The organism is Streptomyces sp. NPDC046915, assembly GCF_040644935.1.
Classification (GTDB): domain Bacteria; phylum Actinomycetota; class Actinomycetes; order Streptomycetales; family Streptomycetaceae; genus Streptomyces.
Genome location: NZ_JBEYXB010000008.1, coordinates 248,315 through 273,255, shown reverse-complemented (window position 1 = coordinate 273,255; position 24,941 = coordinate 248,315). Strand labels below are relative to the sequence as shown.

Annotated in this window: 28 protein-coding genes and 1 riboswitch; of the genes, 13 read left to right on the top strand and 15 right to left on the bottom strand. The window is 71.2% G+C overall.

The window, feature by feature from the left end; all coding sequences use genetic code 11:
• Positions 1-380 precede the first annotated feature (380 nt).
• The 3 genes from ABZ915_RS22475 to ABZ915_RS22465 form a co-directional block, all read right to left on the bottom strand.
• A complete protein-coding gene (locus ABZ915_RS22475; RefSeq protein WP_361805773.1) occupies positions 381-1,310 on the bottom strand; it encodes a 1-phosphofructokinase family hexose kinase in 930 nt (309 codons plus the stop codon).
• Positions 1,311-1,435: 125 nt separating this feature from the next.
• The gene (gene nagA / locus ABZ915_RS22470; RefSeq protein WP_361805770.1) at positions 1,436-2,578 is read right to left on the bottom strand and encodes an N-acetylglucosamine-6-phosphate deacetylase; all 1,143 of its coding nucleotides are present in this window, start codon (positions 2,576-2,578) and stop codon (positions 1,436-1,438) included.
• Positions 2,578-3,519: an ROK family protein gene (locus ABZ915_RS22465; RefSeq protein WP_361805767.1), complete on the bottom strand. Its 942-nt coding sequence runs from the start codon at positions 3,517-3,519 to the stop codon at positions 2,578-2,580. The genes nagA and ABZ915_RS22465 overlap by 1 nt, the downstream gene beginning before the upstream one ends.
• 158 nt (positions 3,520-3,677) lie before the next feature.
• Between ABZ915_RS22465 and ABZ915_RS22460 the strand changes: the two genes are divergently transcribed.
• The 3 genes from ABZ915_RS22460 to otsB all read left to right on the top strand — a co-directional run bounded on the left by ABZ915_RS22460 (position 3,678) and on the right by otsB (position 6,333).
• The gene (locus tag ABZ915_RS22460; RefSeq protein ID WP_361806302.1) at positions 3,678-4,898 is read left to right on the top strand and encodes an extracellular solute-binding protein; all 1,221 of its coding nucleotides are present in this window, start codon (positions 3,678-3,680) and stop codon (positions 4,896-4,898) included.
• A gap of 34 nt (positions 4,899-4,932) precedes the next feature.
• Positions 4,933-5,166 (top strand): DUF3263 domain-containing protein, encoded by a 234-nt coding sequence (locus ABZ915_RS22455; protein WP_361805764.1) that lies wholly within the window; start codon positions 4,933-4,935, stop codon positions 5,164-5,166.
• 291 nt (positions 5,167-5,457) lie between these two features.
• Positions 5,458-6,333: a trehalose-phosphatase gene (otsB, locus tag ABZ915_RS22450; RefSeq protein WP_361805761.1), complete on the top strand. Its 876-nt coding sequence runs from the start codon at positions 5,458-5,460 to the stop codon at positions 6,331-6,333.
• Here the strand turns inward: otsB and ABZ915_RS22445 are convergent, their stop codons facing one another.
• The gene (locus ABZ915_RS22445; protein ID WP_361805758.1) at positions 6,334-7,758 is read right to left on the bottom strand and encodes a trehalose-6-phosphate synthase; all 1,425 of its coding nucleotides are present in this window, start codon (positions 7,756-7,758) and stop codon (positions 6,334-6,336) included.
• A 93-nt stretch (positions 7,759-7,851) separates the two neighbouring features.
• Positions 7,852-8,796: a glucosyl-3-phosphoglycerate synthase gene (locus ABZ915_RS22440; protein WP_361805755.1), complete on the bottom strand. Its 945-nt coding sequence runs from the start codon at positions 8,794-8,796 to the stop codon at positions 7,852-7,854.
• Positions 8,797-8,939: 143 nt separating this feature from the next.
• Positions 8,940-9,095, top strand: a riboswitch (SAM riboswitch).
• 18 nt (positions 9,096-9,113) lie between these two features.
• Between ABZ915_RS22440 and thrC the strand changes: the two genes are divergently transcribed.
• The 4 genes from thrC (at position 9,114) to groL (ending at position 13,280) form a co-directional block, all read left to right on the top strand.
• Positions 9,114-10,397: a threonine synthase gene (thrC, locus tag ABZ915_RS22435; RefSeq protein WP_361805752.1), complete on the top strand. Its 1,284-nt coding sequence runs from the start codon at positions 9,114-9,116 to the stop codon at positions 10,395-10,397.
• A complete protein-coding gene (locus ABZ915_RS22430) occupies positions 10,394-10,669 on the top strand; it encodes a MoaD/ThiS family protein (RefSeq protein ID WP_361805749.1) in 276 nt (91 codons plus the stop codon). Before thrC ends, ABZ915_RS22430 begins: the two co-directional genes overlap by 4 nt.
• Positions 10,670-11,130: 461 nt before the next feature.
• Positions 11,131-11,337, top strand: a complete 207-nt coding sequence (locus tag ABZ915_RS22425; protein ID WP_019057200.1) for a cold-shock protein — start codon at positions 11,131-11,133, stop codon at positions 11,335-11,337.
• Between the two features lie 320 nt (positions 11,338-11,657).
• A complete protein-coding gene (gene groL / locus ABZ915_RS22420) occupies positions 11,658-13,280 on the top strand; it encodes a chaperonin GroEL (protein WP_361805746.1) in 1,623 nt (540 codons plus the stop codon).
• 116 nt (positions 13,281-13,396) lie between these two features.
• Here the strand turns inward: groL and ABZ915_RS22415 are convergent, their stop codons facing one another.
• The 6 genes from ABZ915_RS22415 to ABZ915_RS22390 all read right to left on the bottom strand — a co-directional run bounded on the left by ABZ915_RS22415 (position 13,397) and on the right by ABZ915_RS22390 (position 16,774).
• Positions 13,397-13,615, bottom strand: coding sequence for a type II toxin-antitoxin system RelE/ParE family toxin (locus tag ABZ915_RS22415; RefSeq protein WP_361806299.1), 219 nt, complete (start codon positions 13,613-13,615; stop codon positions 13,397-13,399).
• Positions 13,616-13,644: 29 nt separating this feature from the next.
• Positions 13,645-13,920, bottom strand: coding sequence for a type II toxin-antitoxin system Phd/YefM family antitoxin (locus tag ABZ915_RS22410; protein WP_361805743.1), 276 nt, complete (start codon positions 13,918-13,920; stop codon positions 13,645-13,647).
• A gap of 74 nt (positions 13,921-13,994) precedes the next feature.
• The gene (locus ABZ915_RS22405; RefSeq protein ID WP_361805740.1) at positions 13,995-14,666 is read right to left on the bottom strand and encodes a Uma2 family endonuclease; all 672 of its coding nucleotides are present in this window, start codon (positions 14,664-14,666) and stop codon (positions 13,995-13,997) included.
• Positions 14,663-15,532, bottom strand: coding sequence for a hypothetical protein (locus ABZ915_RS22400; protein ID WP_361805737.1), 870 nt, complete (start codon positions 15,530-15,532; stop codon positions 14,663-14,665). The genes ABZ915_RS22405 and ABZ915_RS22400 overlap by 4 nt, the downstream gene beginning before the upstream one ends.
• 206 nt (positions 15,533-15,738) lie before the next feature.
• On the bottom strand, positions 15,739-15,951 hold the full coding sequence (locus tag ABZ915_RS22395; protein WP_361805734.1) for a DUF397 domain-containing protein: 213 nt from the start codon (positions 15,949-15,951) through the stop codon (positions 15,739-15,741).
• The gene (locus ABZ915_RS22390) at positions 15,935-16,774 is read right to left on the bottom strand and encodes a helix-turn-helix transcriptional regulator (protein WP_361805731.1); all 840 of its coding nucleotides are present in this window, start codon (positions 16,772-16,774) and stop codon (positions 15,935-15,937) included. The genes ABZ915_RS22395 and ABZ915_RS22390 overlap by 17 nt, the downstream gene beginning before the upstream one ends.
• 116 nt (positions 16,775-16,890) lie before the next feature.
• On the opposite strand from ABZ915_RS22390, the gene ABZ915_RS22385 reads away from it, so the two are divergent.
• The 4 genes from ABZ915_RS22385 (at position 16,891) to ABZ915_RS22370 (ending at position 20,267) form a co-directional block, all read left to right on the top strand.
• Positions 16,891-17,124 carry a hypothetical protein gene (locus ABZ915_RS22385; RefSeq protein WP_361805728.1) on the top strand — a complete coding sequence of 78 codons (234 nt, stop codon included), beginning with the start codon at positions 16,891-16,893 and terminating at the stop codon, positions 17,122-17,124.
• On the top strand, positions 17,121-17,333 hold the full coding sequence (locus tag ABZ915_RS22380) for a hypothetical protein (RefSeq protein WP_361806326.1): 213 nt from the start codon (positions 17,121-17,123) through the stop codon (positions 17,331-17,333). The genes ABZ915_RS22385 and ABZ915_RS22380 overlap by 4 nt, the downstream gene beginning before the upstream one ends.
• A 142-nt stretch (positions 17,334-17,475) precedes the next feature.
• Complete coding sequence (locus ABZ915_RS22375; protein WP_361805725.1) at positions 17,476-18,597, top strand: NADH:flavin oxidoreductase; 1,122 nt, start codon at positions 17,476-17,478, stop codon at positions 18,595-18,597.
• A 119-nt stretch (positions 18,598-18,716) separates the two neighbouring features.
• A complete protein-coding gene (locus tag ABZ915_RS22370) occupies positions 18,717-20,267 on the top strand; it encodes a carboxylesterase family protein (protein ID WP_361805722.1) in 1,551 nt (516 codons plus the stop codon).
• 30 nt (positions 20,268-20,297) lie between these two features.
• Here ABZ915_RS22370 and ABZ915_RS22365 read toward each other — a convergent pair whose 3' ends face one another.
• Genes ABZ915_RS22365 through ABZ915_RS22350 form a run of 4 tightly spaced genes read right to left on the bottom strand, consistent with a single transcriptional unit; the run spans position 20,298 to position 24,216 of the window.
• Positions 20,298-20,870, bottom strand: a complete 573-nt coding sequence (locus tag ABZ915_RS22365; protein ID WP_361805719.1) for a hypothetical protein — start codon at positions 20,868-20,870, stop codon at positions 20,298-20,300.
• Positions 20,867-22,324 carry a PTS transporter subunit EIIC gene (locus ABZ915_RS22360; RefSeq protein ID WP_361805716.1) on the bottom strand — a complete coding sequence of 486 codons (1,458 nt, stop codon included), beginning with the start codon at positions 22,322-22,324 and terminating at the stop codon, positions 20,867-20,869. Before ABZ915_RS22360 ends, ABZ915_RS22365 begins: the two co-directional genes overlap by 4 nt.
• 15 nt (positions 22,325-22,339) lie before the next feature.
• On the bottom strand, positions 22,340-23,275 hold the full coding sequence (gene murQ / locus ABZ915_RS22355; RefSeq protein ID WP_361805713.1) for an N-acetylmuramic acid 6-phosphate etherase: 936 nt from the start codon (positions 23,273-23,275) through the stop codon (positions 22,340-22,342).
• A 44-nt stretch (positions 23,276-23,319) separates the two neighbouring features.
• On the bottom strand, positions 23,320-24,216 hold the full coding sequence (locus tag ABZ915_RS22350; RefSeq protein WP_361805710.1) for a MurR/RpiR family transcriptional regulator: 897 nt from the start codon (positions 24,214-24,216) through the stop codon (positions 23,320-23,322).
• A gap of 55 nt (positions 24,217-24,271) precedes the next feature.
• Between ABZ915_RS22350 and ABZ915_RS22345 the strand changes: the two genes are divergently transcribed.
• Both ABZ915_RS22345 and ABZ915_RS22340 read left to right on the top strand, forming a co-directional pair.
• A complete protein-coding gene (locus ABZ915_RS22345) occupies positions 24,272-24,655 on the top strand; it encodes a hypothetical protein (RefSeq protein ID WP_361805707.1) in 384 nt (127 codons plus the stop codon).
• A 7-nt stretch (positions 24,656-24,662) separates the two neighbouring features.
• Positions 24,663-24,932, top strand: coding sequence for a DUF4031 domain-containing protein (locus ABZ915_RS22340; RefSeq protein WP_361805704.1), 270 nt, complete (start codon positions 24,663-24,665; stop codon positions 24,930-24,932).
• Positions 24,933-24,941: the final 9 nt, after the last annotated feature.

The window sequence follows — 24,941 nt, the reverse complement described above, 5'->3', positions numbered from 1 at the left end:
CTCCACCCCTGACCGCACCTGTGCAATTGGAGACCCAGCAGGGAACCTTGTCCGGGGAGCCGTGGCCAAGTGCATGAACTCTGAGCACTGCAGTTGAAGTTGCTGACGTACCTGCGCGGAGTGTCCAGTCCGATGAGCCGTAGGCGCCAGAGACGGCCGCGTATGCAGGGGCGGCGGCGAGGAGGAGCGATGCTGCAAGCGCGCCGGGGACGGCGGCCGTGCGCAGGATTGTTCGTATCACAGGGTCCCCAATTCGATTCCCTCGCCACTGGTCAGTATGGCGATAGTGTGATCATTGGATCACCTGTGAAAGATGTAGGGAAAGATCCCTTTTCGGCCAGTCCATGCCGGACTGTCTGGCAGGCGACAAGCAAGGCCGCTCATGCGGCCCACGTCTCGTCCGTCACCGCCACCCGCCCCACCAACTCCTCGTAAGCCCCCCGGTCGAACTCCCCCGCCACGGGCGACACCACGGTCGCCGCCGACAACGCGACCGCGCGGGCCAGTCGGGCCGGCCAGGGGAGGTCCTCGATCAGGCCCGAGAGCAGGCCCGCGACCGCTGAGTCGCCGGCGCCGGTGGGGTTGCCGTGGACGCGGGCGGGTAGGGCGGCGCGCCAGCGGCCCTCCGGGGTGTGGGCGAGGAGGCCGTCGGCGCCGAGGGAGGCGACGACCGCGTGGGCGCCGCGGCGCCGGGCGTCCTGGGTGGCGCGCAACGGCTCGTGGGAGCCGGTGAGTTCGGCCAGTTCCCCGGCGTTCGGCTTGACGAGGTCCGGGCGGGCCGCCACCCCGCGCCGCAGCGGCTCCCCGTCGGTGTCCAGCAGGACGGGGACGCCGGCGGCTCGGGCGGTGCGAACCAGCCCGGCGTACGCGCCCACCGGCACCCCCGGCGGCAGGCTGCCGCACAGGGCGACCGCCGAGGCCGAGGCCAGCAGCCGCACGTACGTCTCCTGGAAGGCGGCCCACTCGGCCGGGGTGATCTGCGGGCCGGGCTCGTTCAGCTGGGTGGTGTCGCCGGTCAGCTCGTCGACGACGGCGACGGTGCGCCGGGTGGCCCCGCCGACCCCGACCAGCGCGTCCCGCACGCCCGGTGTGCCGGCCAGCCGGTCCCGCACGGACCGTCCCGTGTCGCCGCCCGCGAACCCGGTGGCCGTCACCTCGTGCCCGAGGGCCGCGAGCACCCGTGCCACGTTCACGCCCTTGCCGCCCGGCCGTTCGATGACTTCCTGGACGCGATGGGAGGCGTGCGGCCGCAGGGACCGTACGCGATAGGTGATGTCGAGAGCGGTGTTCAGTGTGACCGTGAGGATCACTCGGGCCGGCCTCCCCTCGGGCGTGACACGTGTCTTCTTCCGTTTCCGGAAGCCAGATCATGCCAAAGAGACGGCGACCGGCCCAGACCGCGGATCCGGCCACCGCCTCCCGACCAGGGGACGGATCAGCCCAGTTGGGGATCGACCACCCATTCGCCCCGGTGCATCACGCCCTTGAGGTCGAACTCCTCGTCCAGCAGCACCAGGTCGGCGTATCTGCCGGGTTCCAGGGAGCCGACGCGGTCGGCCAGGCCCAGCAGGCGGGCCGGGTTGGCGGACAGCGCGGCGACCACGTCCTCCACGGGCAGCCGGTCGATCGTCACCGCCCGCTTGAAGGCACGGTCCTGGGTCAGCGTCGAGCCCGCGATGGAGCCGCCCTCCACCAGCCGGGCCACGCCCTCGCGGACCTCGACCTCCAGCGGGCCCAGCATGTAGCGGCCGTCGCCGATGCCGGCCGCGTCCATCGCGTCCGTGATGAACGCCACGCGCCCGGCACCCGCGTGACGGAACGCCAGTTCCAGCGCGGCCGGGTGCAGATGCGTGCCGTCGTTGATCAGCTCGACCGTGACCCGCTCGTCCTGGAGCAGGGCGGCGATCGGGCCGGGGGAGCGGTGACCGAGGACGGGCATCGCGTTGAAGAGGTGGGTGGCGACCGTGGCGCCCGCGTCGATCGCCTCGACCGTCTGCTCGTACGTCGCGTCCGTGTGCCCGACCGCCGCGATCACACCGTGCTCGGCCAGCAGCCGTACGGAGTCGATGCCGCCCGGCAGTTCGGTGGCGAGGGTGACCATCCTCGCCTGTCCGCGCGCCGCGTCGACGAGCTTGCGCACCTCCGCCGGGTCCGGGTCGCGCAGCAGTGCCGCGGAGTGCGCGCCCTTGCGGCACGGCGAGATGAACGGGCCCTCGAAGTGGATGCCGGCGATGTCACCCTGCTCGGCCAGCTCGCTCAGCAGCCCCGCCTGCCGGGCCAGGAAGTCCATCTCGCCGGTGACGGTGGAGGCGACCAGCGTGGTCGTGCCGTGCCGGCGGTGGGTGCGGACGGCTTTCAGGGCGTCGTCCGCCGAGCCGGAGAACGAGGCTCCGCCGCCCCCGTGGTTGTGCAGGTCGACGAAGCCGGGGACCAGCCAGTGGCCGCTGACGTCGACGACCTCCGCGTCCGGGCGTGCGCCGGCCGTGATCGTCGTACCCTCGACGATCACCCGCCCGTCCGGCACGGTACCGGTGGGCAGCACCACAGAAGCGCCGGCGAGAACCTTGGTGGGGGGCATCAGGCGGTTACCTCCGAGGGGTCGGTTGATTCGAGGAGATCCCGGGCGAGCAGCCCCGCGCCCAGGCACCCGGCGGTGTCCCCGAGGGCCGCGGGGACGACGGACGGCAGTTTCTGGAAGGTGACGCGCCGCCCGACGGCCTCCCTGAGCGGTGTGAACAAGGTTTCCCCGGCCTCGGCGAGCCCGCCACCGATGATGAGCGTGCGCGGGTCCAGCAGGGTGAGCGCGGTGACCAGGCCGTCGGCCAGCGCGTCCACGGCCTCCTGCCAGACCCGGACGGCGTTCGGGTCACCGGACACGACGGCCTTGGCGCAGTCGGCCGCGTCCGCTTCCGGGCTGCCGGAGGCCGCGGCCCAGGCCTCGCTCACCGCCGCCGCGGACGCGTACCGCTCCAGGCAGCCGTGCTGTCCGCACGGGCAGGGGATGCCGCCGGGCCGTACGACGATGTGGCCGATCTCGCCCGCGAAGCCGTGCGCGCCCGACTCCACCCGGCCGTCGAGGCCGATGGCGCCGGCGATCCCGGTGCCCAGCGCCACGAACAGGAACCGGTCGGTGCCCTTGCCCGCGCCGGTGCGGCCCTCGGCGAGGCCGCCGGTGCGCACGTCGTGGCCGAGGGCGACCGGGATACCGAGCCGGTCGGCGAGCAGATCGCGCAGGGGTACGTCGCGCCAGCCGAGGTTGGCCGCGTAGACGGCGGTCCCGCGGTCCTCGTCGACGATTCCGGGCACGGCGAGGCCGGCCGCGGCGGCGGGTTCGCCGAAGCGCTCCTCGCCGCGGGCGCGCAGGTCGGCGGCGAAGCCGAGGATGGCCTCGACCACCGCGTCGGGTCCGCGCTCGCGGCCCGTCGCCCGGCGGTCCTGGTGCAGCAGCTCGCCGTCCGGCCCGATCAGGGCGGCCTTCATCCCGGTACCGCCGACGTCGAGGGCGATGACATGTCTCACGGGAACAGTGTGGCCCGCGGACCCGCAAGAGGTCTAGTCCACTCACGTGGTGTAGACCTTATGGGGTTCACATATTGAATGACGAAACAGCAGGGTTTGGGGCAAGAGCAGTGGGTCGTCGTACGGCAGGAACGATCGCGGCGGTCGCCGCGCTGGGCATGACCGCGGTCCTCGGTGGCTGCGGGAGCACCGGATCGTCCGACGTCACCCTCAGACTCGTCGCCGCCGACTACGGGGACTCGGCGGCCAGCAGCTCCGCGAAGTACTGGGACGAGCTGGCCAAGGCCTACGAGGCCAAGCACTCCGGCGTGAAGATCGACGTCACCGTGTACTCCTGGAACGACGTCGACCGCAAGGTCAAGGAGATGGTCGCCGCCGGCAAGGCGCCCGACCTCGCGCAGATCGGCGCCTACGCCGACTACGCCGCCGCGGGCAAGCTGTACGACGTCTCCGACCTGCTCTCCATCCCGGTCCAGGCCGACTTCGTCTCCCAGCTCGCCGACGCCGGCCAGTGGCGGCACACGCAGTACGGCATACCCTTCGCCGCGTCCACGCGGGTGCTCTTCTACAACAAGACCCTCTTCACCAAGGCGGGCCTCACCCCGCCCACCACCTGGAGCGAACTCGCGGCCGACGCCGAGAAGCTCAAGGCGATGGGGGTGAAGTACCCCTACGCGCTGCCGCTCGGCCCCGAGGAGGCCCAGGCCGAGACCATGCAGTGGATGCTCAGCGGGGGCGGCGGCTACACCGACGACATCGGCGGCTACTCCCTCGCCTCCACGCAGAACGTCGACACCCTCACCTGGCTCAAGGACGACCTGGTCGGCAAGGGCCTGACCGGCCCGGTCGCCCCGGCCAAGCTCAACCGGGCCGACGCGTTCACCGCCTTCGCCGACGGCCAGGCCGGCATGATCGACGGCCACCCGACGCTGATCCAGCAGGCCGAGAAGAAGGGCGTGAAGTTCGGCACGGTGCCGATGCCGGGGCGGACGTCGCAGACCAAGGCGTCCATGGGCGTCTCCGACTGGATGATGGCCTTCAAGCAGAACGGCCACGCCGAGCAGGTGGGCGACTTCCTCGACTTCGTCTACGGGGAGAAGAACGTCCTCGACTTCTCCCGGCGCTACGGGCTGCTGCCCGTCACCACCTCCGCGTCGGACGTCATGGCCGCCTCGTCCCGGGACCAGGACCTGCGGCCCTTCCTCACGGAACTCCCCACCTCCGAGCTCTACCCCGCCGGCAAGACCTCCTGGGCGGCGGTCGCCGCCGGCATCAAGAAGGACATCGGCCAGGCGGTCGGCCCCGACGGCAGCCCCCTCGCCACCCTCAGCCGCCTCCAGGCGACGGCCACCTCGGCGGACAGCAGCGCCGCGAACTGAGGCGTTGTCGGTGCCCCGCGCTACCGTGCAGGACATGGAACGGGACCAGCTCGGCCGACGCGAACAGGGCATCCTCGCGCTGGAGCGCCGGGGCTTCACGGGCCCCGGCGCCAAGGAACGGGCGATACGCGAGGAACTGGGTCTCGCCCCCGTCCGCTACTACCAGCTCCTCAACGCCCTCCTCGACGACGAGCGGGCCCTGGCCCACGACCCGATAACGATCAACCGCCTGCGCCGCGTACGGGAGTCCCGCCGGGCCGAGCGGTAGCCGCTGCGCGGGGCTTGGCCGGAGGCCCGGCGTTTCCCACCCACCCACCCACCCATGACGGCCAACTGGGAAGTCACCCCACCCTGGGGCTCCGCCCCTGCACCCCATCGGGGACTGCGTCCCAGGAGCCTCTCAACCCCGGTCGGCATCATCCAGCCCGTCCGGCGTTTGAGGACGAGGCCCGTTCAGGGCCGATGCGGGGGTCTGGGGGCGGCAGCCCCCAGCAGGGCCCGGCTGTAGCGGGGGGCGCTTCCAGGAGTGCATCCGAGGTTGCGTGGATAGGGTCGGTCCATGGGCATCCATACGACGGACTCCACGGACCCGGACAACCAGATGGACCCGCTGCCGACCCCCGTCACCCAGGCCGGGCGGGACGGGCTGCGCGCGCTGCTCACGCGGCCGCGCTCCGCGGTGATCGGGCTCGACTTCGACGGGACGCTGGCCCCGATCGTCGTGGACCCCGACCAGGCCCGCGCCCACCCGGAGGCCGTCCCCGTGCTCGCCGCCCTCGCCCCGAAGGTGGCCGCCGTCGCCGTGGTCACCGGCCGCCCGGCCGGCGTCGCGGTGCGGTACGGCGGCTTCGCGGGCGTCCCCGGCCTGGAGCACCTCGTCGTCCTCGGCCACTACGGCGCCGAACGCTGGGACGCCGTCACCGGCACCGTCAGCGCCCCCGCCCCGCACCCCGGCGTCACCGCCGTCCGCGCCGAACTGCCGGGCTTCCTCGACCACATCGGCGCCTGGCACGGCACCTGGATCGAGGAGAAGGGGCGGGCCGTCGCCGTGCACACCCGCCGCGCCGACGACCCGCAGGCCGCCTTCGAGGCCCTGCGCGGCCCCCTGACCGACCTCGCCGCCCGGAACGGCCTGATCGTCGAGCCCGGCCGCATGGTCCTCGAACTCCGCCCGCCCGGCATGGACAAGGGCGTCGCCCTCCTGGAGTACGTCCGCGAGACCGGCGCCGAGTCCGTCCTCTACGCCGGCGACGACCTCGGCGACCTTCCCGCCTTCGCCGCCGTCGACAAACTCCGCTCCGACGGCGTCCCCGGCCTCCTGGTGTGCAGCGGCAGCGCAGAGGTGACCGAACTCGCCGAACGCGCGGACCTGGTGGTGAACGGCCCCGAGGGAGTCATGGCACTGCTGCGGGGGCTCGCGGCGGCGCTGGACTGATCAGCCGTCCAGGGCTCGAAGCTGGTCCAGGAACCACTGGGCCGGCGGCAGGGCCGTGGCCGCGGCGGCCAGGTGCTTCGAGCGTTCCGCGCGTTCGGCGTCCGGCGTGGTGAGGGCCTGGTGGAGGGCGTGGGCCGTGCCCGTGATGTCGTACGGGTTCACGGTGAGCGCGTCCTCGCCCAGTTCCTCGTACGCGCCCGCCTCCCGCGACAGCACCAGGACGCAGCCCGCGTCGGAGACCACTGGGATCTCCTTGGCGACCAGGTTCATGCCGTCCCGGATGGGGTTGACCAGGGCCACGTCGGCCAGCCGGTACGCGGCCAGGGAGCGGGCGAAGTCGTCCTTGACGTGGAGGACGACCGGGGTCCAGTCCGGCGTGCCGTACGCGGAGTTGATCTCCTCCGCGACCCGCCGCACCTCGGCCGTGTAGTCGCGGTACACCGCGAGGTCCTGCCGCGAGGGGTAGGCGAAGGCCACGTGCACCACCCGTTCACGCCATTCCGGGTGGTCGTCGAGGAGCTGCCGGTAGGCCAGCAGCCCGCGCACGATGTTCTTCGACAGCTCGGTGCGGTCGACCCGGACGATCGTCTTCCGGGCCTTTCCGTCGGGCGCCGAACCGATCTCCGCCCGCAGCGCCGCCATCCGCTCGGCCACGTCCGGCCGGTGCGCCCGCTCGCGCAGGAAGTCCGCGTCCGCACCGAGACCGTGCACCCCGATGCGCGTACCGGAGGGAATGCCGGGGCCGAGGACCTCGTGACAGCAGGCGGTGAACGCGTCCGCCCAGCGCCGGGTGAGGAACGCCGCCCGGTCCGCGCCCAGGATCCCGCCGAGCAGCTCGGCCGCGATGTCGTCGGGCAGGAGGCGGAAGTAGTCCGGCGGGGCCCAGGGAGTGTGCGAGAAGTGGCCGATGCGCAGGTCGGGGCGGAGCTGGCGGAGCATCCGGGGGGCCAGTGCCAGGTGGTAGTCCTGGACGACCACCGCCGCGCCCTGCGCCGCCTCCTCGGCCAGGGCCTGGGCGAACGCCCGGTTGTAGGCCTCGTACGACGCCCACTGCCGCCGGAACTCCGCGTCGAAGACCGGTTCCAGCGGGGTCTGGTACAGCATGTGGTGGACGAACCACAGCACCGAGTTCGCGATGCCGTTGTAGGCGTCGGCGTGCACGTCGGCCGGAATGTCCAGCATCCGTACGCCCGGCTCGCCCACCCCGCGCCGCACCGCCTCGCGGTCGCCGTCGGACAGGGCGGCGCACACCCACAGGGCGTTCGCGTCCGAACCGATCGCCGACAGCCCCGAGACCAGCCCGCCGCCACCCCGCTTGGCGTGCAGCGAGCCGCCCCCGCCGTCGGGGCGCACCTCGTACGAAACCGGGCCGCGGTTGGACGCGACCAGCACCTCAGCACCGTGCGTGGAAGCCGTGGAAGCCATGAGTCTCAACCTAGCCCGGCCCGGAAACGCTCAAACGTACGTTCCCTCACCTGCGGAGTGACATGGACGGGATACGGACGGGACACGGCGGAGTCAGGCCACCCGCCGCGCCGCGTACTCCGCGATCTCCACCATCGGCGGCCGCTCCTCCGTGTCCACGGAGAACGTGCGCGGCTCGAAGCCGTCCTCGCCCCGCTCGAACTGGGTGAGGGAGGGCCGGATCAGATGCCCGCGGGCCAGCCGGAGCTGGGCGGTGCGGTAGATGGCGGCGGCCATCCGGCCCAGCGCCTGCCCGTCCTGGTGGCGGTGCTTGCGCACGCCCACGTCCACCTGGGCGAGGGCGTCCAGGCCCACCAGATGCAGTGCGTCGACCAGCATGCCCAGCTCCACCCCGTACCCGACGGGGAAGGGCAGCTGCTCCAGCAGCGAGCGGCGGGCCGCGTACTCCCCGCCGAGCGGCTGCACGAAGCCGGCCAGCTGCGGCCAGTGCATGTTCAGCAGCGGACGCGCCATCAGCTCGGTGACCCGGCCGCCCTGGCCCGCCGCGCCGCCGAGCGGACGGTCGTACATGCCCTTGACCAGGTCCACGTCCGGGTCCGTCAGCAGCGGGCCGACGATCCCCGAGACGAAGTCGGAGGAGAACTCCCTGAGGTCGGCGTCGATGAAGCAGACGATGTCCCCGCGCGTGACCAGCAGCGAGCGCCACAGGACCTCGCCCTTGCCGGGCACGGCCGGGATCCGCGGCAGGACGGCGTCGCGGTGGACGACCCGGGCGCCCGCGGCGGCGGCCACCTCGGAGGTGCGGTCGGTGGACCCCGAGTCGACGACGACGATCTCGTCGACGAGCGGGACCTGCCGCACGAGGTCGTGGCGGATGATCGCGACGATGTCGCCGACCGTCTCCTCCTCGTTGAGCGCGGGCAGCACGACACTGACCGACTGGCCCGTGCGCTGCTTGGCGGCCAGGATCTGGTGGAGCGGACGATCGGTCACCGACCAGGAGCGGGTGCTCAGCCAGCGCTCGACTTCTTCCAGCACGGTGGGCGGCTCCTCACTGTTTGTCTCGCGGTTCGGACGACTATCTCAACTGTCCCGGCCTTCGGTTACAGTCTTGAACAACGCGGATGACCATCGCATGTCCGAGGTCACCGCTGTTCACAACCGCACACACAACCGCATACCGCTCATCCAGAGGGGCAGAGGGACACGGCCCGATGAAGCCCCGGCAACCCTCCAGTCGGTTCTCGTAGATCAGTCTTGATCGTTCCGCGAGGCTCCCGGCTTGGGAAGGTGCCAAATCCGTCTCACGGCGAGATGCGTCGTGAGGAAGATGAGGAGAAAGGGCCTCGCCTCACATGGCTGTGCAGACTGTTGCAAGCACCACCGACTCCACCGTAGACCTTGGCCCCGCCGCCGCCCTGAGCTGTCGCGAGTGCGGCCACCGGGTGCCGCTGGGACCGGTCTTCGCCTGCGAGGAGTGTTTCGGCCCGCTGGAGATCGCCTACGACTTCTCGTCCTACGACACCGAGGAGCTCCGCAGGCGCATCGAGGCGGGCCCCGCGAACATCTGGCGCTACGCCCCGCTGCTGCCGGTCCCGGCCGACGTGGCCGACAAGCCGAACCTCAACCCCGGCTGGACCGCCCTCGTCAAGGCCGACAACCTCGCCCGCGAGCTGGGCGTGACCGGCGGTCTCTACGTGAAGGACGACTCCGGCAACCCGACGCACTCCTTCAAGGACCGCGTGGTCGCCCAGGCGCTGGAGGCGGCGCGCGCCTTCGGTTTCACCACCCTCTCCTGCTCCTCCACCGGCAACCTGGCCGGCGCGGTGGGCGCCGCGGCGGCCCGCGCCGGCTTCCGGTCCTGCGTGTTCATCCCGCACGACCTGGAGCAGGGCAAGGTCGTCATGGCCGCGGTCTACGGCGGCGAGCTCATCGGCATCGAGGGCAACTACGACGACGTGAACCGTTTCTGCTCCGAGCTGATCGGTGACCCGGCGGGTGAGGGCTGGGGCTTCGTCAACGTCAACCTGCGGCCGTACTACGCGGAGGGCTCCAAGACCCTGGCGTACGAGATCTGCGAGCAGCTCGGCTGGCGGCTGCCGGACCAGATCGTCGTCCCGATCGCCTCCGGCTCCCAGCTCACCAAGATCGACAAGGGTCTCCAGGAGCTGATCAAGCTCGGTCTCGTCGAGGACAGGCCGTACAAGATCTTCGGCGCCCAGGCCGAGGGCTGCTCGCCGGTGTCCACCGCGTACAAGGCCGGCCACGACGTCGTACGCCCGCAGAAGCCGAACACCATCGCCAAGTCCCTCGCCATCGGCAACCCGGCGGACGGGCCGTACGTCCTCGACATCGCGCGCCGCACGGGCGGCGCGGTGGAGGATGTGACGGACGAGCAGGTGGTGGACGCCATCAAGCTGCTGGCCCGTACCGAGGGCATCTTCGCGGAGACCGCGGGCGGTGTGACGGTCGGCGTCACGCAGAAGCTGATCAAGGACGGCGTCCTCGACCCGACCAAGACGACCGTCGTCCTCAACACGGGCGACGGCCTCAAGACCCTGGACGCGGTGGCAGGCACCGGCCTGACCGCCACGATCCGCCCGAACCTCGACTCCTTCCGAGAGGCAGGCCTCGCATGAGCGTGACCGTCCGCATCCCGACCATCCTGCGCACCTACACGGGCGGCCAGGCCGAGGTCCAGGCCGAGGGCGCGACCCTCGCCGGTGTCATCGCCGACCTGGAGAAGAACCACACCGGCATCGCCGCCCGTGTCCTGGACGACCAGGGCAAGCTGCGCCGCTTCGTCAATGTGTACGTCAACGACGACGACGTGCGTTTTGAGCAGGGTCTGGAAACGGCGACGCCGGACGGTGCGGGCGTCTCGATCATTCCGGCCGTCGCCGGCGGCTGAGGCGGCCCGAAGCGGCTGACCGAATGACAGAACATTACCTTCGGTAACACAGGTTACCGAGAGTTCATCGAATTGCCCCCTCCGTGAGAGAAGTGGAGGGGGCAATTCCATGTGGTTGAGCGCGGTACAGTTGGGGAACGCGCTTCTGAAACCCGGGTCATGGGCCCTGGATTCGTACCGCACACCCGACAAGAAGTAGCCAAAGTGTGCGTGTGTTTTGCGCCTTATGAGCCTTTTACGGGGCCCGACTTGCCCTGAATTCAGCCGAATTTTTGGCAGATTCCCGACCGTGCCCGTCCAGATTTCTCGTCCGATTGACCTGTTGCAGACGGCAGTTGGACAGATACATTCAGCCGCGGTCGACGCGTTCCGGCGCACGCCCCCAATCCTTGGGGGGTGAGGTCTGACCCGGATCCGCGAAGTGTGGATCTGTGCAAGGGCCAGTAATAGGGGAGTTAGGCATGGCTCAGGGCACCGTCAAGTGGTTCAACGCGGAGAAGGGGTACGGCTTCATCGCGGTCGACGGTGGTGCGGATGTTTTCGTCCACTACAGCGCGATCCAGATGGACGGTTACCGCACCCTGGAAGAGGGGCAGCGGGTCGATTTCGAGATCTCGCAGGGCCAGAAGGGGCCGCAGGCGGACATGGTCCGGCTCGCGACCAGCTGAAGCACGCGCCGACTGACAGCGACGTTCTTCTGTACATCTTCGAAGGGCTCGTACCTCCCGGGGTGCGAGCCCTTCGGCCTGCCCGGACGCCGTACGTGCCCGCTGTTCACCTGGGGATCCGCTCGAGCCGCTTGCACTCGGCATGGGCGAGTGCTAATCATTGGCGTTAGCACTCTGAAGGTGAGAGTGACAACGAAGGACCGGGTCGGTGAGGCCCGCAGGCCAAGTGGGGCAAGGAACCACGGGGTCCGCGAGCCGTCCGTCGCGGGCGCGGGCGCGGTCCGAAGGAATCACCCCCAGTCCTGGAGGGACCACTTCACATGGCCAAGATCATCGCGTTCGACGAGGAGGCGCGGCGCGGCCTCGAGCGCGGCATGAACCAGCTCGCGGACGCCGTGAAGGTGACGCTCGGCCCCAAGGGCCGCAACGTCGTCCTCGAGAAGAAGTGGGGCGCCCCCACGATCACCAACGATGGTGTCTCCATCGCCAAGGAGATCGAGCTCGAGGACCCGTACGAGAAGATCGGCGCCGAGCTGGTCAAGGAAGTCGCCAAGAAGACGGACGACGTCGCCGGTGACGGTACGACCACCGCGACCGTTCTCGCCCAGGCCCTGGTCAAGGAGGGCCTGCGCAACGTAGCCGCCGGCGCCAACCCGATGGCCCTCAAGCGCGGTATCGAGAAGGCCGTCGAGGCCGTCTCCGCCGCCCTGCTGGAGCAGGCCAAGGACGTCGAGACCAAGGAGCAGATCGCTTCCACGGCCTCCATCTCCGCCGCCGACACCCAGATCGGCGAGCTCATCGCCGAGGCCATGGACAAGGTCGGCAAGGAAGGCGTCATCACCGTCGAGGAGTCCCAGACCTTCGGTCTGGAGCTGGAGCTCACCGAGGGTATGCGCTTCGACAAGGGCTACATCTCGGCGTACTTCGCCACCGACATGGAGCGTATGGAGGCCGTCCTCGACGACCCGTACATCCTGATCGCCAACTCCAAGATCTCCTCGGTCAAGGACCTGCTCCCGCTCCTGGAGAAGGTCATGCAGTCGGGCAAGCCGCTGCTGATCATCGCCGAGGACGTCGAGGGCGAGGCCCTGTCGACCCTGGTCGTCAACAAGATCCGCGGCACCTTCAAGTCCGTCGCCGTCAAGGCCCCGGGCTTCGGTGACCGCCGCAAGGCCATGCTCGGCGACATCGCCATCCTCACGGGCGGCGAGGTCATCTCCGAGGAGGTCGGCCTCAAGCTGGAGAACGCCACCCTCGACCTGCTGGGCAAGGCCCGCAAGGTGGTCATCACCAAGGACGAGACCACCATCGTCGACGGTGCCGGCTCCTCCGACCAGGTCAACGGCCGCGTCAACCAGATCCGCGCCGAGATCGAGAACAGCGACTCCGACTACGACCGCGAGAAGCTCCAGGAGCGCCTGGCCAAGCTCGCGGGCGGCGTGGCCGTCATCAAGGCCGGTGCCGCCACCGAGGTCGAGCTCAAGGAGCGCAAGCACCGCATCGAGGACGCCGTCCGCAACGCCAAGGCGGCCGTCGAGGAGGGCATCGTCGCCGGTGGCGGCGTGGCCCTGCTCCAGGCCTCCGGTGTCTTCGAGAAGCTGGAGCTCGAAGGTGACGAGGCGACCGGCGCCAACGCCGTGAAGCTCGCGCTGGAGGCCCCGCTGAAGCAGATCGCCGTCAACGGTGGTCTCGAGGGCGGCGTCGTCGTCGAGAAGGTGCGCAACCTGACGGTCGGCCACGGCCTGAACGCCGCGACCGGCGAGTACGTCGACATGATCGCCCAGGGCATCATCGACCCGGCGAAGGTGACCCGCTCTGCCCTGCAGAACGCCGCCTCCATCGCCGCGCTGTTCCTCACCACCGAGGCCGTCATCGCCGACAAGCCGGAGAAGGCCGCCGCGCCCGCCGGTGGCGGCATGCCGGGCGGTGACATGGACTTCTGATCGACCGGTTCCGGTTGATCTGCGTCCTTACCGAGGGCGGTGCTCCCTGTCTTGTGGCAGGGGGTGCCGCCCTCGGGCGTTTAAGAGGCCCGTCCAGGCGGGAGCGGCGTCCGCGTTCAGGTACTGCGGCCAACTTTCAGTACATGAACAGTGACGGTGGTTCTGTCCGGCCGGTACAGCACTCGCCAGGCCCCGACGTGCAACCGGAAGTAGCCGGAGGTTCCCAGAGCCCGGGCTCCTTCTGGGCGGGGATCGTCGGCCAGCGCACGGACCGCGGCAGCGGATGCTTTCGCGCCCACGGGGTCGATCGCGCGGAGCCGTCGGAACTCGTTCATGGCGTGGTGCTCCCACACCACCGCGTAGGTCACGAAGCGGCTTCCCGGCGGTCTTCCGCCTCCAGCTGGGCCATGAATGCGTCATGTGCCATGGACGGGCCGGACGGATCGGCCTCTCGGGCCCGCGCTTCGGTGATGTCCGCCTCGTCGCGCAACCGCTGCAATTCTTCCAGTTCGCTTATCGGGATGAGCGCGGCGGCAGGCTTTCCGTACTCGGTGATCAGGATGTGCTCCTGGCCGTGGCGGACTCGGCCGACCAGTTGCCCGAGCTGATTGCGGGCTTCCACGAGCGGATACGTCTCCATGGGAAAACTGTACAGACCGGCGGGTGCGTGCGCTGTGTACATTCTGCCGTCGCTTCGGTGGTCAGGGCCGACTGTCAGTCGGCGTACTTCTTGAGCTGCTCGGTGTCCAGAACGATGCTCACCGGGGGCGGAATCTCGACGGTCGCTCCCCACGGGTAGGACGATGACTGCCGGTAGCGGCCGTTCTTCGGCTCGCTGTAGACGGTGACTGTGCTGTTGCCGCGGTCGACGAGGAGGTAGACGGGAATGTCGGTCCCCGCATAGCCGACGGGCTTGTCGATGCGGGCGCGCTGGTTGGTGTCATGGTCGCGGGAGGTGATCTCCAGGGCCATCAGGATGCCCTCGGGGTCGGACCATTCGCCATGTCCTCTGAAGTGGCCGCGCCGCGCGAAGGCTCCGTCCGACCGGGCTCGTCCATTGCGGTGGGCCTGCGTCTTGATGCCCGAGAAGCCGTAGAGGGCATGGTCGGGGCGCTGGTGGAGGCATTGGCGCAGCAGCCACATGAAAATGCAGGAATGGGTGCCGTCCTGCGGGGCCTTGACCTCCAGCTTTCCGTTGGCGTACTCCAGCCAGACGGTCTCCGGCGCCCGGCGCTCCAGCTCCTCGAAGTCCTCGACGCTGAGCGGATCCTTGGTGAGGACTCGGCCGTCGACGAACTCGAGCCGTACCCCGTCAGGGGCCACACTGGCCAGTTCCTCGAAGTCCTCGACGGGCATCCGCCAGCCTTCATCGGTGCTGAGGGTCATGCCCTCGTCTCCTCACGTCGTAGGGACATCGCAGCGCGGATCTCGCCTGCGCGGACTTGGACCGCGGAAGCGGACAGGGGCGTGTTGAGGCGGACGGGGGAGCGGTCACCCCGGCACGCGCCGCAGAGGCCGCCCGGGAGGGCCTCCGGGGGGCCCGGAGTACGGCATTCCGCGCACTCCAGGACCCGGAGCGGTGGGCGCGGGGCGGGTGGCGGGGGGAGTTTGGTGGTCAGGCGGCGGTGGAGCAGGGCCGCCGGGTGGTGCACCGGGGTGGGCAGGCCGGCGGTCAGGGCGGTGCGTACGGCCTCGTCGGTCGCCCCGCGCGCGAACCACTCCGCCACCAGCGGCGCGAGCTGCGCGCAGTCGGCCTCCGAGAGCGACAGGGCGGGGGCCGTACGGCCGAGGGCGGCGAGCAGGATGTGGGCTCGGGAGCGGGTGGGGCGGGCCCGTTCCGGCGGTGGTGCCTCCGGTACGTCGCCGCGCGTGAACGCCGCCCACCAGCCGTCGTCTCGTGCCGTACGGGACCACCACGATCGGGTGATCCAGCGTGAGCCGCCCGAACCGGCGATGTTCTCGCGGCCCCGCCGCAAGTGGCCCGCCCGATGGAGGTTGTTGAGGGCCGTCCGCAGCGCGCACTGGCCGTACGGCAGCTCCTTGGCCAGCGTCTTCACCGAGATGTCGGCGCCGTCGGGGAGCCGGTCGACGTACGCGGCGATGGCCGCCTCGCGGGGCGGGAGGTGCGCGAAGTCGTGGTTGGTGCGGGGGAGTTGGTCTGGGGCGGAGCGTTTGCCGTAACCCGGATTGGCCATCGGGTGCGGGGACGCGTGCGTCAGCGTGGGGGCAGGACTAAGCTTGGCGTCAGCCATGGGATCGAGCTCCGTCGATCTCGTAGGTCAAGCCCCCGCAGGTGTTGGTAGCGCCTGGCGGGGGCTGTTTCGTTGTGCGGGACGTTAGAGCCTTGTGACTGTGCGTGGCAAATCGGTTGCGTCAAGTCAACGCGCCGGGTGGGAGGGTGGGTTGAGACCCTCCACCCATTCAAAACAAAGAGGGCTCAAGGCTCGGCGCCCGAAGCTCAGGCCCTCGTGACCTTGAGGTTTCCGACGAACGCCGACCATGCCTCCGCCCGGAACACGAGCTTCGGGCCGAGGGGGTTCTTGGAGTCGCGGACGGGGACGAGGGCGGGGTGGCCGTCGGCGACTTCGAGGCAGTCATTGCCACCGCCGCCGCTGTATGTCGACTTGCGCCAGGTGGCCGTGCTCAGGTCGTAGTCAGGGGTGTTCCTCATGGGCGTAATCCTGCGCCTTCGCCTCGATCAGGGCCAGGGACTCCTCCGGAGGGAGCGCGGAGGCCGTGAGGAGCTCGAAGGTGAACCTCTGTTGGGTGACGGTGGCTGGGTCGTCCTCCAGTCGTCCTGTGCCGGGTCCCTCGAAGTAGATCAGCGGAGGGGCGTCCTCGAAGTCCATCAGCTTCAGCGAGCCTTCCGTCGCCTTGTGCGCCCCCGCGCTGAACGGCAGGACCTGCATGATGATCCGGCTGCGGCGGGCCAGTCCCGCGACGTGGCGCAGGGCCTCCGCCATCACCGTTCGGCCACCGATCTCCCGGCACAGCGCCGCCTCGTCAAGCACCAGCCACAACAACGGCTTTGTTGGGTGGTTCAGTAGACGGGTCCGCGCCATCCGGCCTTCCACCCACTCGTCGATGGTCTCCTCTGGTGCCGTCGGGTCGTAGGCGCGGTTCACAGCCCGTGCGTACGCGGGCGTCTGGACCAGACCGGGGATCAGCATCGGTGCGTAGTGGCGGATCGCCGTGGCCAGTGCCTCTGCCTCCGCTGCCTCGGCGAAGTGCTCGGGATAGCGGGACTTGTTCGCCGCGCCGCAGTTCCGCTGGAAGAAGTCACCCGTATCCAGCACTTCGTCCAGCATCCGCGCGTACTCCGACTGGATCCGCCGTGTTCCAGCCTCCAGCTGCCCGATGAACGAGCCGCTCACGAACAGCCTCTGGCCCAACTGCTCCTGGCTCATGCCCTTCCGCTCGCGAGCGTGTCGTAATTCGGCCCCCAGCAAGGCGCGCGGCGATGACGACGGATCGAGGTCCTTCGGTCCTGACATGGCAACTCCCTGGTCCTACAGACGTGGTTGTTGGACCGCCGTATCTGGCCAGGTTAGAGCGGTAGCGGCCACGCTGTGTGGTGAACGTGAACACTCAGCGTGGAGGGAATGGCTCAATGGAATCGAAGGAAACCGCGGTGGACGAACGACCCGCCCGCTCCGCCGAGGAGGCCGTCGAGCGGCTGCGTGCCGCCCTGCGTGACGTCGGGATCGTCCTGCCGTCGTTGCGCGTCGACCCGGTGACGGGCGCGCACGGCGACCCCTACGCACTGGTCGACCTCGGTCGGTGCAACCTGGACGTGGCTTCCCGGCTGGCCGCCGCCCTGCGCGGGCGGGGCGTCGGCGCGTGAGCGGTGGTGGGCCCACGTACGCCGTGGACGGGCGGGACGGGCGGATCGGTGAGGTCATGGGGCGGGTGGGCGGGTACGTGCAGCTGCGGCCGGTGGGTGGCGGGCGGGAGTGGGACTGTCCGCCGGACGAGCTGGTGGAGGCGGCGCCGGCGGATGTGCTGCGGGAGCGGGTGCGGCGGCTGAACCGGGACGCCCGTTCGCGCGTGTGACGGCCGGGTGTGTGCTGGATCACGTGGTGGCGCGCCTGGATGGAGGAATGCGCGACGCGGGGTGGGGGGTTCCTTAATGAGGTGCAACAATGCGCGTGCACATACCGTCCGGTTAAACCGCCGTCTCACGAGGAGCCCCCACGTGACCGCCACGCCCCCCGCCTCCCGCGCGGCCCAGATCCTCTCCCGGCCGACGACGATCAACGGCCTGACCGTCCCGAACCGCATCGCGATGGCTCCGATGACCCGCATGTTCTCTCCGGGCGGCGTCCCCGGCGAGAACGTGCTGTCGTACTACGCCCGCCGTGCCGCCGCCGGGGTGGGCCTGATCGTCACCGAGGGTACGTACGTCGGCCACGAGTCGGCGGGCAACAGCGACCGCGTCCCCCGGTTCCACGGTGAGGAGCAGCTCACCGGCTGGCAGAAGGTGGCCCAGGCGGTGCACGAGGCGGGCGGCACCATCGTCCCGCAGCTGTGGCACATCGGCACCGTCCGCAACCAGGGCGAGCAGCCCTTCCCGGACGCCCCCTCCCACGGCCCCTCCGGCCTGCGCGTCAACGGCACCGCCGACGCCACGGAGATGACCCGGCAGGACCTGGACGACGTCATCGGCGCTTTCGCCCAGGCCGCCGCCGACGCCGAGCGGATCGGGTTCGACGGCGTGGAGCTCCACGGCGCCCACGGCTACCTCATCGACCAGTTCCTGTGGGCGGGCACCAACCGTCGTACGGACGAGTACGGCGGCGACGCGGTGGCCCGTACGAAGTTCGCGGCCGAGATCGTCGCCGCGGTCCGCGAGAGGGTCTCCCCGGACTTCCCCGTCATCTTCCGCTACTCGCAGTGGAAGCAGGAGGCGTACGACGCCCGCCTCGCCGAGACCCCCGAGGAGCTGGAGGCGATCCTCACCCCGCTCGCCGCGGCCGGCGTCGACGCCTTCCACGCCTCCACCCGCCGCTACTGGCTCCCGGAGTTCGAGGGCTCGGACCTCAACCTCGCGGGCTGGACCAAGAAGCTCACCGGCAAGCAGGTCATCAGCGTCGGCTCGGTCGGCCTCGACGGCGAGTTCCTCAAGGCCTTCCAGGGTGAGGGCTCCGCGGTGAAGGGCATCGACGACCTCCTCGACCGTCTGGAGGCGGACGAGTTCGACATGGTCGCCGTCGGCCGCGCGCTGCTGCAGGACCCGGAGTGGGCGGCGAAGGTCCTCGCGGGCCGCTTCGACGAGCTGAAGCCGTACGACGCCGCCGCGCTGAAGACGCTCAGCTGACAGCTCGGCTGACACTCCTCCGGGCGGGTCGGGGCCAGGACAGTGGCCCTGGCCCCGCCCGCTGGTTAGCGTGCGGGAGACGACGAGCCTGCACCTTTCCGACCCAGTGAGGAGCGAGGATGACGACCACGGAGTCCCACGAGGCGACGCCAGCCACGGCCGGACCCGTCGTACGTACCACCGCCGGCGCCGTGCGCGGACGCCATGAGCGGGGTCTGACGGTCTTCCGGGGCATCCCGTTCGCCGAACCCCCGGTGGGCGGGGCGAGATTCGCGGCGCCGCGCCCGCCGAGGTCCTGGGACGGCACCCGCGAGGCGTACGCGTTCGGGCCGCCGCCCCCGCAGGAGCCCGGCCTCCAGGGCCGTGTGGTCGTCCCGGGCGCACCCCAGGGCGACGACTGGCTGACCGTCAACGTCTGGACCCCCGAGGCCGATCCGGCCGCCGCCCGCCCGGTCATGGTGTGGATCTACGGCGGCGCCTACAAGCTGGGCCACGCGGGCAGCCCCGGCTACGACGCCCAGCACATCGCCCGCGACGGCGACGTGGTCATGGTCACCTTCAACTACCGCCTGGGGATGGAGGGCTTCGCGCTGCTGGACGGCGCCCCCGCCAACCGGGGCCTGCTCGACCAGGTGGCGGCCCTGGAGTGGGTACGGGAGAACATCACGGCGTTCGGCGGCGACCCCGGACAGGTCACCGTCATGGGCGAGTCCGCCGGGGCCGGCTCCGTGGCGGCGCTGCTGGCGATGCCGAGGGCGAAGGGACTCTTCCGGCGGGCGGTCGCGCAGAGCGTGCCCGGCACGTACTTCTCCGACGCCCTCGCCCGGGACATCGGCACCGCCCTCGCGGCGGAGGCCGGCCTGCGCCCGACGGTCGCCGACCTGTCGACGGCCGACCCGCACGAACTGACGTACGCCGGGCGTGAGCTGGGCGCGAAGATGAACCAGTACCTGGACCGCTGGGGCCAGGCCGCGCCCACGGTGACGCCGTTCGCCCCGGTCGTCGACGGCGAGGTGCTGCCGACCACGCCCTGGCAGGCGCTGGCCTCCGGAGCGGCCCGGGACGTCGACCTGATCACCGGCCACAACCGCGACGAGTGCCGCCTCTTCCTCGCCTTCGCCGGTGCGCTCGGCCGGATCGGCGACGACCGGGCGACGGCCTCCCTGCGCCTGTACGCACCGGGCGGCGAGGCGGGCGAACGTGCCTACCGCACGGCCTTCCCCGAGGCCGGCCCGTCCGAGCTGTACGAACGCGTCCAGAACGACTGGAGTTTCGCCATCCCGTCCCTCCGTCTGGCCGAGGCCCACCGGGCGGGCGGCGGCCGGGCGTACTTCTACGAACTCACCTACTCCGCCCCCGCCGACGGCGGCGCCCTGGGCGCCTGCCACTACCTGGACGTCCCGCTCCTCTTCGGCAATTTCAAGGCCGACCTCGGCGCCCTGCTCTTCACCGGCGCGGACGTCCCGCCGGAGGCGCATGCCCTGTCGGCCCGCATCCGCCAATCATGGACGGCTTTCGCGCGGACGGGCGACCCGGGCTGGCCGGAGCACGACGACCGGCGCCTGGTGCAGGTCCTGGACACGGAGCCGGCGGTCACGGCGTACCCGGAGGAGGCGAGCCGGCGGATCTGGGAAGGGTACGAGTTCGCCGCGCTGCCGCTGCTCGGCTGAGGCGGGCGGGGCGCGGCGGGGCGCGGCGGGCTACAGATTCCCCATGGGCTCGATGTCCACCTGCACCGGCGTGCCCCACACCCGCAGCACCTCGTAGTCGGTGAACTCGTGCACGAGCCGGTACGCCATCGCGGGCCGGGAGCCGCGCCGCTGGGCGGCGAGGTAGAGCTCGGCCTCGCGCCGGTCCCGCCTCGGCGTACCGCACAGCTGCCACTCCCGGCCGTTCCACTGCTCCGGCAGCCAGCGCTGCTGGGGCTGTGGCCGGTCGGCGCGCACCCCGTAACGGGAGGAGGACGGGGAGGCCGCGTCCGTGGGCTGCGGCCGGCCGCCGCCGAACTCCGACCGCCGGGCGGCCCGCCGCCGGGTCTCGCACAGCAGACACAGATCCGGGGCGCTCTCGTCGACGGGACCCGCGGGGTGCTCGGCGCACCGCGTGGTCTTGGCGGCGCCCGTGACGCTCTCCTCCAGCAGGTCCAGCGCCCGCCGCAGGTCGGCCTTGACCTCGTGCAGCCTGGCGTCCGGCGTGTCGGTGGTCAGCGCCTCACCGTGCTCGCCGAGCACCCGCAGGGCACGGCCGAGGGCGGTGAGCTGGGCGTGGTTCATGGCTGTACCTCTCTGTTCCGCGGGTCGCCCGCATCCCGGCCATTGTCGCCGGTTCCCCGTCCCGCGGTGCCGATCGCCGGGATCTCGCGCCTGCCGGGCCTGACGGTGAGGTACGTCGCCAGGAAACCCACCCCGTACCCGGTCAGCAGACCGCCCGCGTAGATCGCCGCCGTCAGGGCCGGGCTCCTGTTCCCCGCGAGCAGCGGGAACAGGGCCCAGCCCGACGGTCCGATCGCCGTCGCCCCGACCCGGTCGCCCAGCATCGCGAAGAACCCGATGAAGCCCCCGCCCGCCGCCCCGCCCACGCAGGCGGTCAGGAACGGCCGGCCCAGGGGGAGCGAGACGCCGTAGATGAGGGGCTCGCCGACGCCCAGCAGGCCCGCCGGGAGCGCCGACCTGATCGTCGTGCGCAGCGAGGTGTCGTGGCGCAGCCGGACGTACACCGCCAGGGCCGCGCCCACCTGCCCGGCGCCCGCCATGGCGAGGAGGGGCAGCAGGACCGTATAGCCCTGCTGTTCGATGAGGGTGGTGTGGATGGGGATGAGGGCCTGGTGCAGGCCCAGCATCACCAGGGGCAGGAACAGGCCGCCGAGGACCAGCCCGGCGAACGCGCCGGTCGTCGCCAGCAGCCAGTCGGCCGCCGTGCCGATCGCCGAGGACACGAGGCCGGCCGCGTACATGAGCCCGTAGAGCGTCGCCAGCCCGGCGACCAGCACGGTCACCGTCGGGGTCAGCAGCACGTCGAGAGCGCCCGGCACCCGTCCCCGGCACCACCTCTCCACGTACGTCCCCAGCAGCGCCGCCGCCAGCGCGCCGAGCACCCCGCCCTGACCGGGTGCCAGCTGCACGCCGAACGCCGTCACCTTCGCCACGCCCGGGTACACCACCACGGCCGCCACCGCCCCGCCGAGCACCGGCGTGCCCCCGAACTCCTTCGCCGTCTGATAGCCGACGAACACCGCGATGAGCGCCATGAAGGCGGAGGCGACGGCGGCGAGGGCGGGGGTCAGGCCGGGCAGCCAGCCGGCGTTCGTCAGCAGTCCGACCAGGCCGGCGAGGATTCCGCAGCCGATCAGTGCCGGGATGAGCGGGACGAAGACGTTCGCGATCCGGCGCAGGGCGGTCTTGACCGGGGTCGCGTTGTGCCGCCGTCGTTCCTCCCGCAACCCGGAGCCCAGCAGGGCCAGTTCCTCGGCGGTGGTGCGGGGCGCCAGCAGCGCCTCGAACCGTGCGGCGACCTCCGTCACCGCTCCGGGGCCCAGCACGATCTGGTACGTGTCGTCGTCCACGACACCGAGGACGCCGGGCAGCGCCCGCAGCGCCTCCTCGTCCACCAGCGACCGGTCGGCGAGACCCAGCCGCAGCCGGGTCACGCAGTGGGCGACGGAGGTGACGTTCGCGGGGCCGCCGACCAGGGGGAGGAGGGCGACGGCGGTCTCGTTCGAGGTCTGCACACCCCGAGCGTGCGGTCAGCCGGACGCCGCCGCCAGCGCGGCGCGCAGATGGCCGCCGGACTCCTCCAGAAGGCGGTCGGCCGTCGGGCCGTCGACGCCGGCCAGGAGGACCAGGATCGCGTTCTTCACCTCGCCGCCGGTCTCGGTGAGCGCCTTCTCGATCTCCCCGTCCGCCGCCCCCGTGGCCAGCGCGACGATACGGCGGGAGCGGGCCCGCAGCTTGTCGTTCGAGGCCCGTACGTCGACCATCAGGTTCCCGTACGTCTTGCCCAGCCGGATCATCGTGATCGTCGACAGCATGTTCAGGACCAGCTTCTGGGCGGTGCCCGCCTTCAGCCGTGTGGAGCCGGTGATCAGCTCGGGGCCGACGACGACCTCGATGCCGTGGTCGGCGGCCGCCGCGAGCGCGCTGTCCCGGTTGCAGGACAGACCGATGGTCAGCGCGCCCTGGGCGCGGGCGTGTTCCACGGCGCCGATGGCGTACGGGGTGCGGCCGGAGGCGGAGATCCCGACCACCGTGTCCTCGGCGGTCAGCTTGAGCGCGTCCAGGTCGCGGTGCGCGAGCTCCTCGGAGTCCTCCGCGCCCTCCACGGAGGTCACCATGGCGTCCGGGCCGCCCGCGATGAGGCCGACGACCCGGTCGGGGTCGGTGTTGAAGGTCGGCGGGCACTCGGAGGCGTCCAGCACGCCGAGCCGCCCGGCGGTGCCCGCGCCCGCGTACACCAGCCGGCCGCCGCGCCGCATGCGTTCGGCGACGGCGTCGATCGCGGCCACGATCCGCGGGAGCTGCTCGGCCACGGCGGTGGGTACGGCGGTGTCCTCACCGTTCATCAGGCGGGCGATCTCCAGGGTGGGCAGCCGGTCGATCCCGGCGAGCTCCGGGCGGAAGGCCTCGGTGGTCAGGCTCGCCAACTGGGCGCGCAGGTCACGGGGGCGGGAGGCGGAGGTCATGAGGGCAGCTCTTTCCGGTGCGGGTAAGCGCGGCTTCCCTGGGTCTATCGTGATCCACTTCGATGCCGGTGAGCCAGCGCCTCGTACGAGGCGGCCAGCGCCGGCGCCGCCGTCTCGTAGGTCCGCTGGGCGACACCGACGAACAGGCAGTCCACCACGAGGAGCTGACCGGTCCGGGACGACATGGCCGCCGGCCGCAGTTCGCTCTCCCGTGCGGTCGACGTGGTCAGCACGTGGTCGGCGTACTGGGTGACCGCGCTGTCCGGGCGTCCGGTGACGGCGACGGTGGTCGCCCCGCGCTCGAACGCGACCCGCAGCGGCTCTATGACGTCGCCCGTCGAACCGGAGTGCGTGATCGCGATCGCCACGTCCCCCGCCCGCAGCTGCACGGCGTTGGTCACGGCGAGATGGGGATCGCTGTGCGCGTGGGCTATGAGCCCTATCCGCAGCAGCTTCTGGGTGAGGTCCTGTGCGACGAGCCCCGACGCGCCTATCCCGTACACATCGGTCCGCCGGGCGCCTGCGAGCGCGGTGACGGCGGCGCCCAGCTGCACGGTGTCGAGGCCGGCGGCGGTGTCGGCGAGGGTCTGCTGCTCGTCGTAGGCGAGCTTGGCGACGACGTCGGCGATCGGATCGTCGACCGCGATGTCGGTGGTGATGGCGGGCGCGCGTCCGGACTGCTGCTGGGCGGCGAGGCCGGCCAGCGCGAGTCGGAGGTCGCGGTAACCCGGATAGCCGAGCAGCCGGGCGGTGCGTACGACCGTGGCCTCGCTGGTGCCGGTGAGTTCGGCGAGGCCGGTGACCGTGAGGGCCGCGCAGCCCGCCGGGTCGTTCGCGACGGCCTCGGCGACGCGCTGCATGGAGCGGGTCATCGACGGCGCGAGCGTGCGGACCTTGGCGGCCAGGGCTCCCCCGAAAATTTCCTTCACATCCTGGGTCACCCATGAAAGATATTTTCGGCTCGGTGTCCCGGTCAAGAGTGCGCACAATGGGTTCATGGACCCCATCAGCCCCCTGGAGCAGGCCCTGCATGCCGCCCGCGCCCTCGTACTGGCCGACCTCGTCGCCGGTGACGTGGCCGAGGCCGACGTCGTCTCGCTGGTCGAGGAGTCCGTCGTACAGCGGCGATGGTGGGTCGAGCAGTGGCCGGAGGGGGCGAGCTATGTGGCGGGGCTGATCGCGCAGGACGTGCAGGACGCGCTCCTGGACCGGTACGGACGCTGGCCGCTGTGCCCGGTGTGCGGCCACGGCGACCCGCACGCCCTGGACGTCGAGCCGGAGCTGGGGCCCGACCCGCACTGGGTGTGCCACAAGGCGGGTGTGAAGGTCGCGGCGGTGGGCGCGCTGGGATCGGCGACGGGCGGGGAGCCGCCGTCGTGAGGCGCCCGTGACGGTCTACATCGATCCGCCGACCTGGCCCGGCCACGGGCGCATGTGGTCGCACCTGGTGAGCGACGTCTCGTACGACGAGCTGCACGGCTTCGCCGCGGAACTGGGCGTGCCCCGGCGGGCCTTCGAGCGCGACCACTACGACATCCCCTCCCACCGGTACGCGGACGTCGTACGGGCCGGAGCGGTGGAGGTCAGCAGCCGCGAGGTGGTGCGGCTGCTGCACAAGTCCGGGCTGCGCAGGCGCAAGTACCGCGGGGGCCCTTAGGGCCTGCCC

Coding starts and splice junctions, on each gene's coding strand:
- ABZ915_RS22405 (WP_361805740.1), bottom strand. CDS start 14,666: ATGACCCTCAGCACCGATGAAGGCTGGCGGATGCCCGTCGAGGACTTC.
- otsB (WP_361805761.1), top strand. CDS start 5,458: ATGGGCATCCATACGACGGACTCCACGGACCCGGACAACCAGATGGAC.
- thrC (WP_361805752.1), top strand. CDS start 9,114: ATGGCTGTGCAGACTGTTGCAAGCACCACCGACTCCACCGTAGACCTT.
- ABZ915_RS22400 (WP_361805737.1), bottom strand. CDS start 15,532: ATGGCTGACGCCAAGCTTAGTCCTGCCCCCACGCTGACGCACGCGTCC.
- ABZ915_RS22365 (WP_361805719.1), bottom strand. CDS start 20,870: ATGAACCACGCCCAGCTCACCGCCCTCGGCCGTGCCCTGCGGGTGCTC.
- nagA (WP_361805770.1), bottom strand. CDS start 2,578: ATGCCCCCCACCAAGGTTCTCGCCGGCGCTTCTGTGGTGCTGCCCACC.
- ABZ915_RS22455 (WP_361805764.1), top strand. CDS start 4,933: ATGGAACGGGACCAGCTCGGCCGACGCGAACAGGGCATCCTCGCGCTG.
- ABZ915_RS22445 (WP_361805758.1), bottom strand. CDS start 7,758: ATGGCTTCCACGGCTTCCACGCACGGTGCTGAGGTGCTGGTCGCGTCC.
- ABZ915_RS22460 (WP_361806302.1), top strand. CDS start 3,678: ATGACCGCGGTCCTCGGTGGCTGCGGGAGCACCGGATCGTCCGACGTC.
- ABZ915_RS22395 (WP_361805734.1), bottom strand. CDS start 15,951: ATGAGGAACACCCCTGACTACGACCTGAGCACGGCCACCTGGCGCAAG.
- ABZ915_RS22390 (WP_361805731.1), bottom strand. CDS start 16,774: ATGTCAGGACCGAAGGACCTCGATCCGTCGTCATCGCCGCGCGCCTTG.
- ABZ915_RS22425 (WP_019057200.1), top strand. CDS start 11,131: ATGGCTCAGGGCACCGTCAAGTGGTTCAACGCGGAGAAGGGGTACGGC.
- ABZ915_RS22345 (WP_361805707.1), top strand. CDS start 24,272: ATGGACCCCATCAGCCCCCTGGAGCAGGCCCTGCATGCCGCCCGCGCC.
- ABZ915_RS22415 (WP_361806299.1), bottom strand. CDS start 13,615: ATGAACGAGTTCCGACGGCTCCGCGCGATCGACCCCGTGGGCGCGAAA.
- murQ (WP_361805713.1), bottom strand. CDS start 23,275: ATGACCTCCGCCTCCCGCCCCCGTGACCTGCGCGCCCAGTTGGCGAGC.
- groL (WP_361805746.1), top strand. CDS start 11,658: ATGGCCAAGATCATCGCGTTCGACGAGGAGGCGCGGCGCGGCCTCGAG.
- ABZ915_RS22370 (WP_361805722.1), top strand. CDS start 18,717: ATGACGACCACGGAGTCCCACGAGGCGACGCCAGCCACGGCCGGACCC.
- ABZ915_RS22410 (WP_361805743.1), bottom strand. CDS start 13,920: ATGGAGACGTATCCGCTCGTGGAAGCCCGCAATCAGCTCGGGCAACTG.
- ABZ915_RS22385 (WP_361805728.1), top strand. CDS start 16,891: ATGGAATCGAAGGAAACCGCGGTGGACGAACGACCCGCCCGCTCCGCC.
- ABZ915_RS22430 (WP_361805749.1), top strand. CDS start 10,394: ATGAGCGTGACCGTCCGCATCCCGACCATCCTGCGCACCTACACGGGC.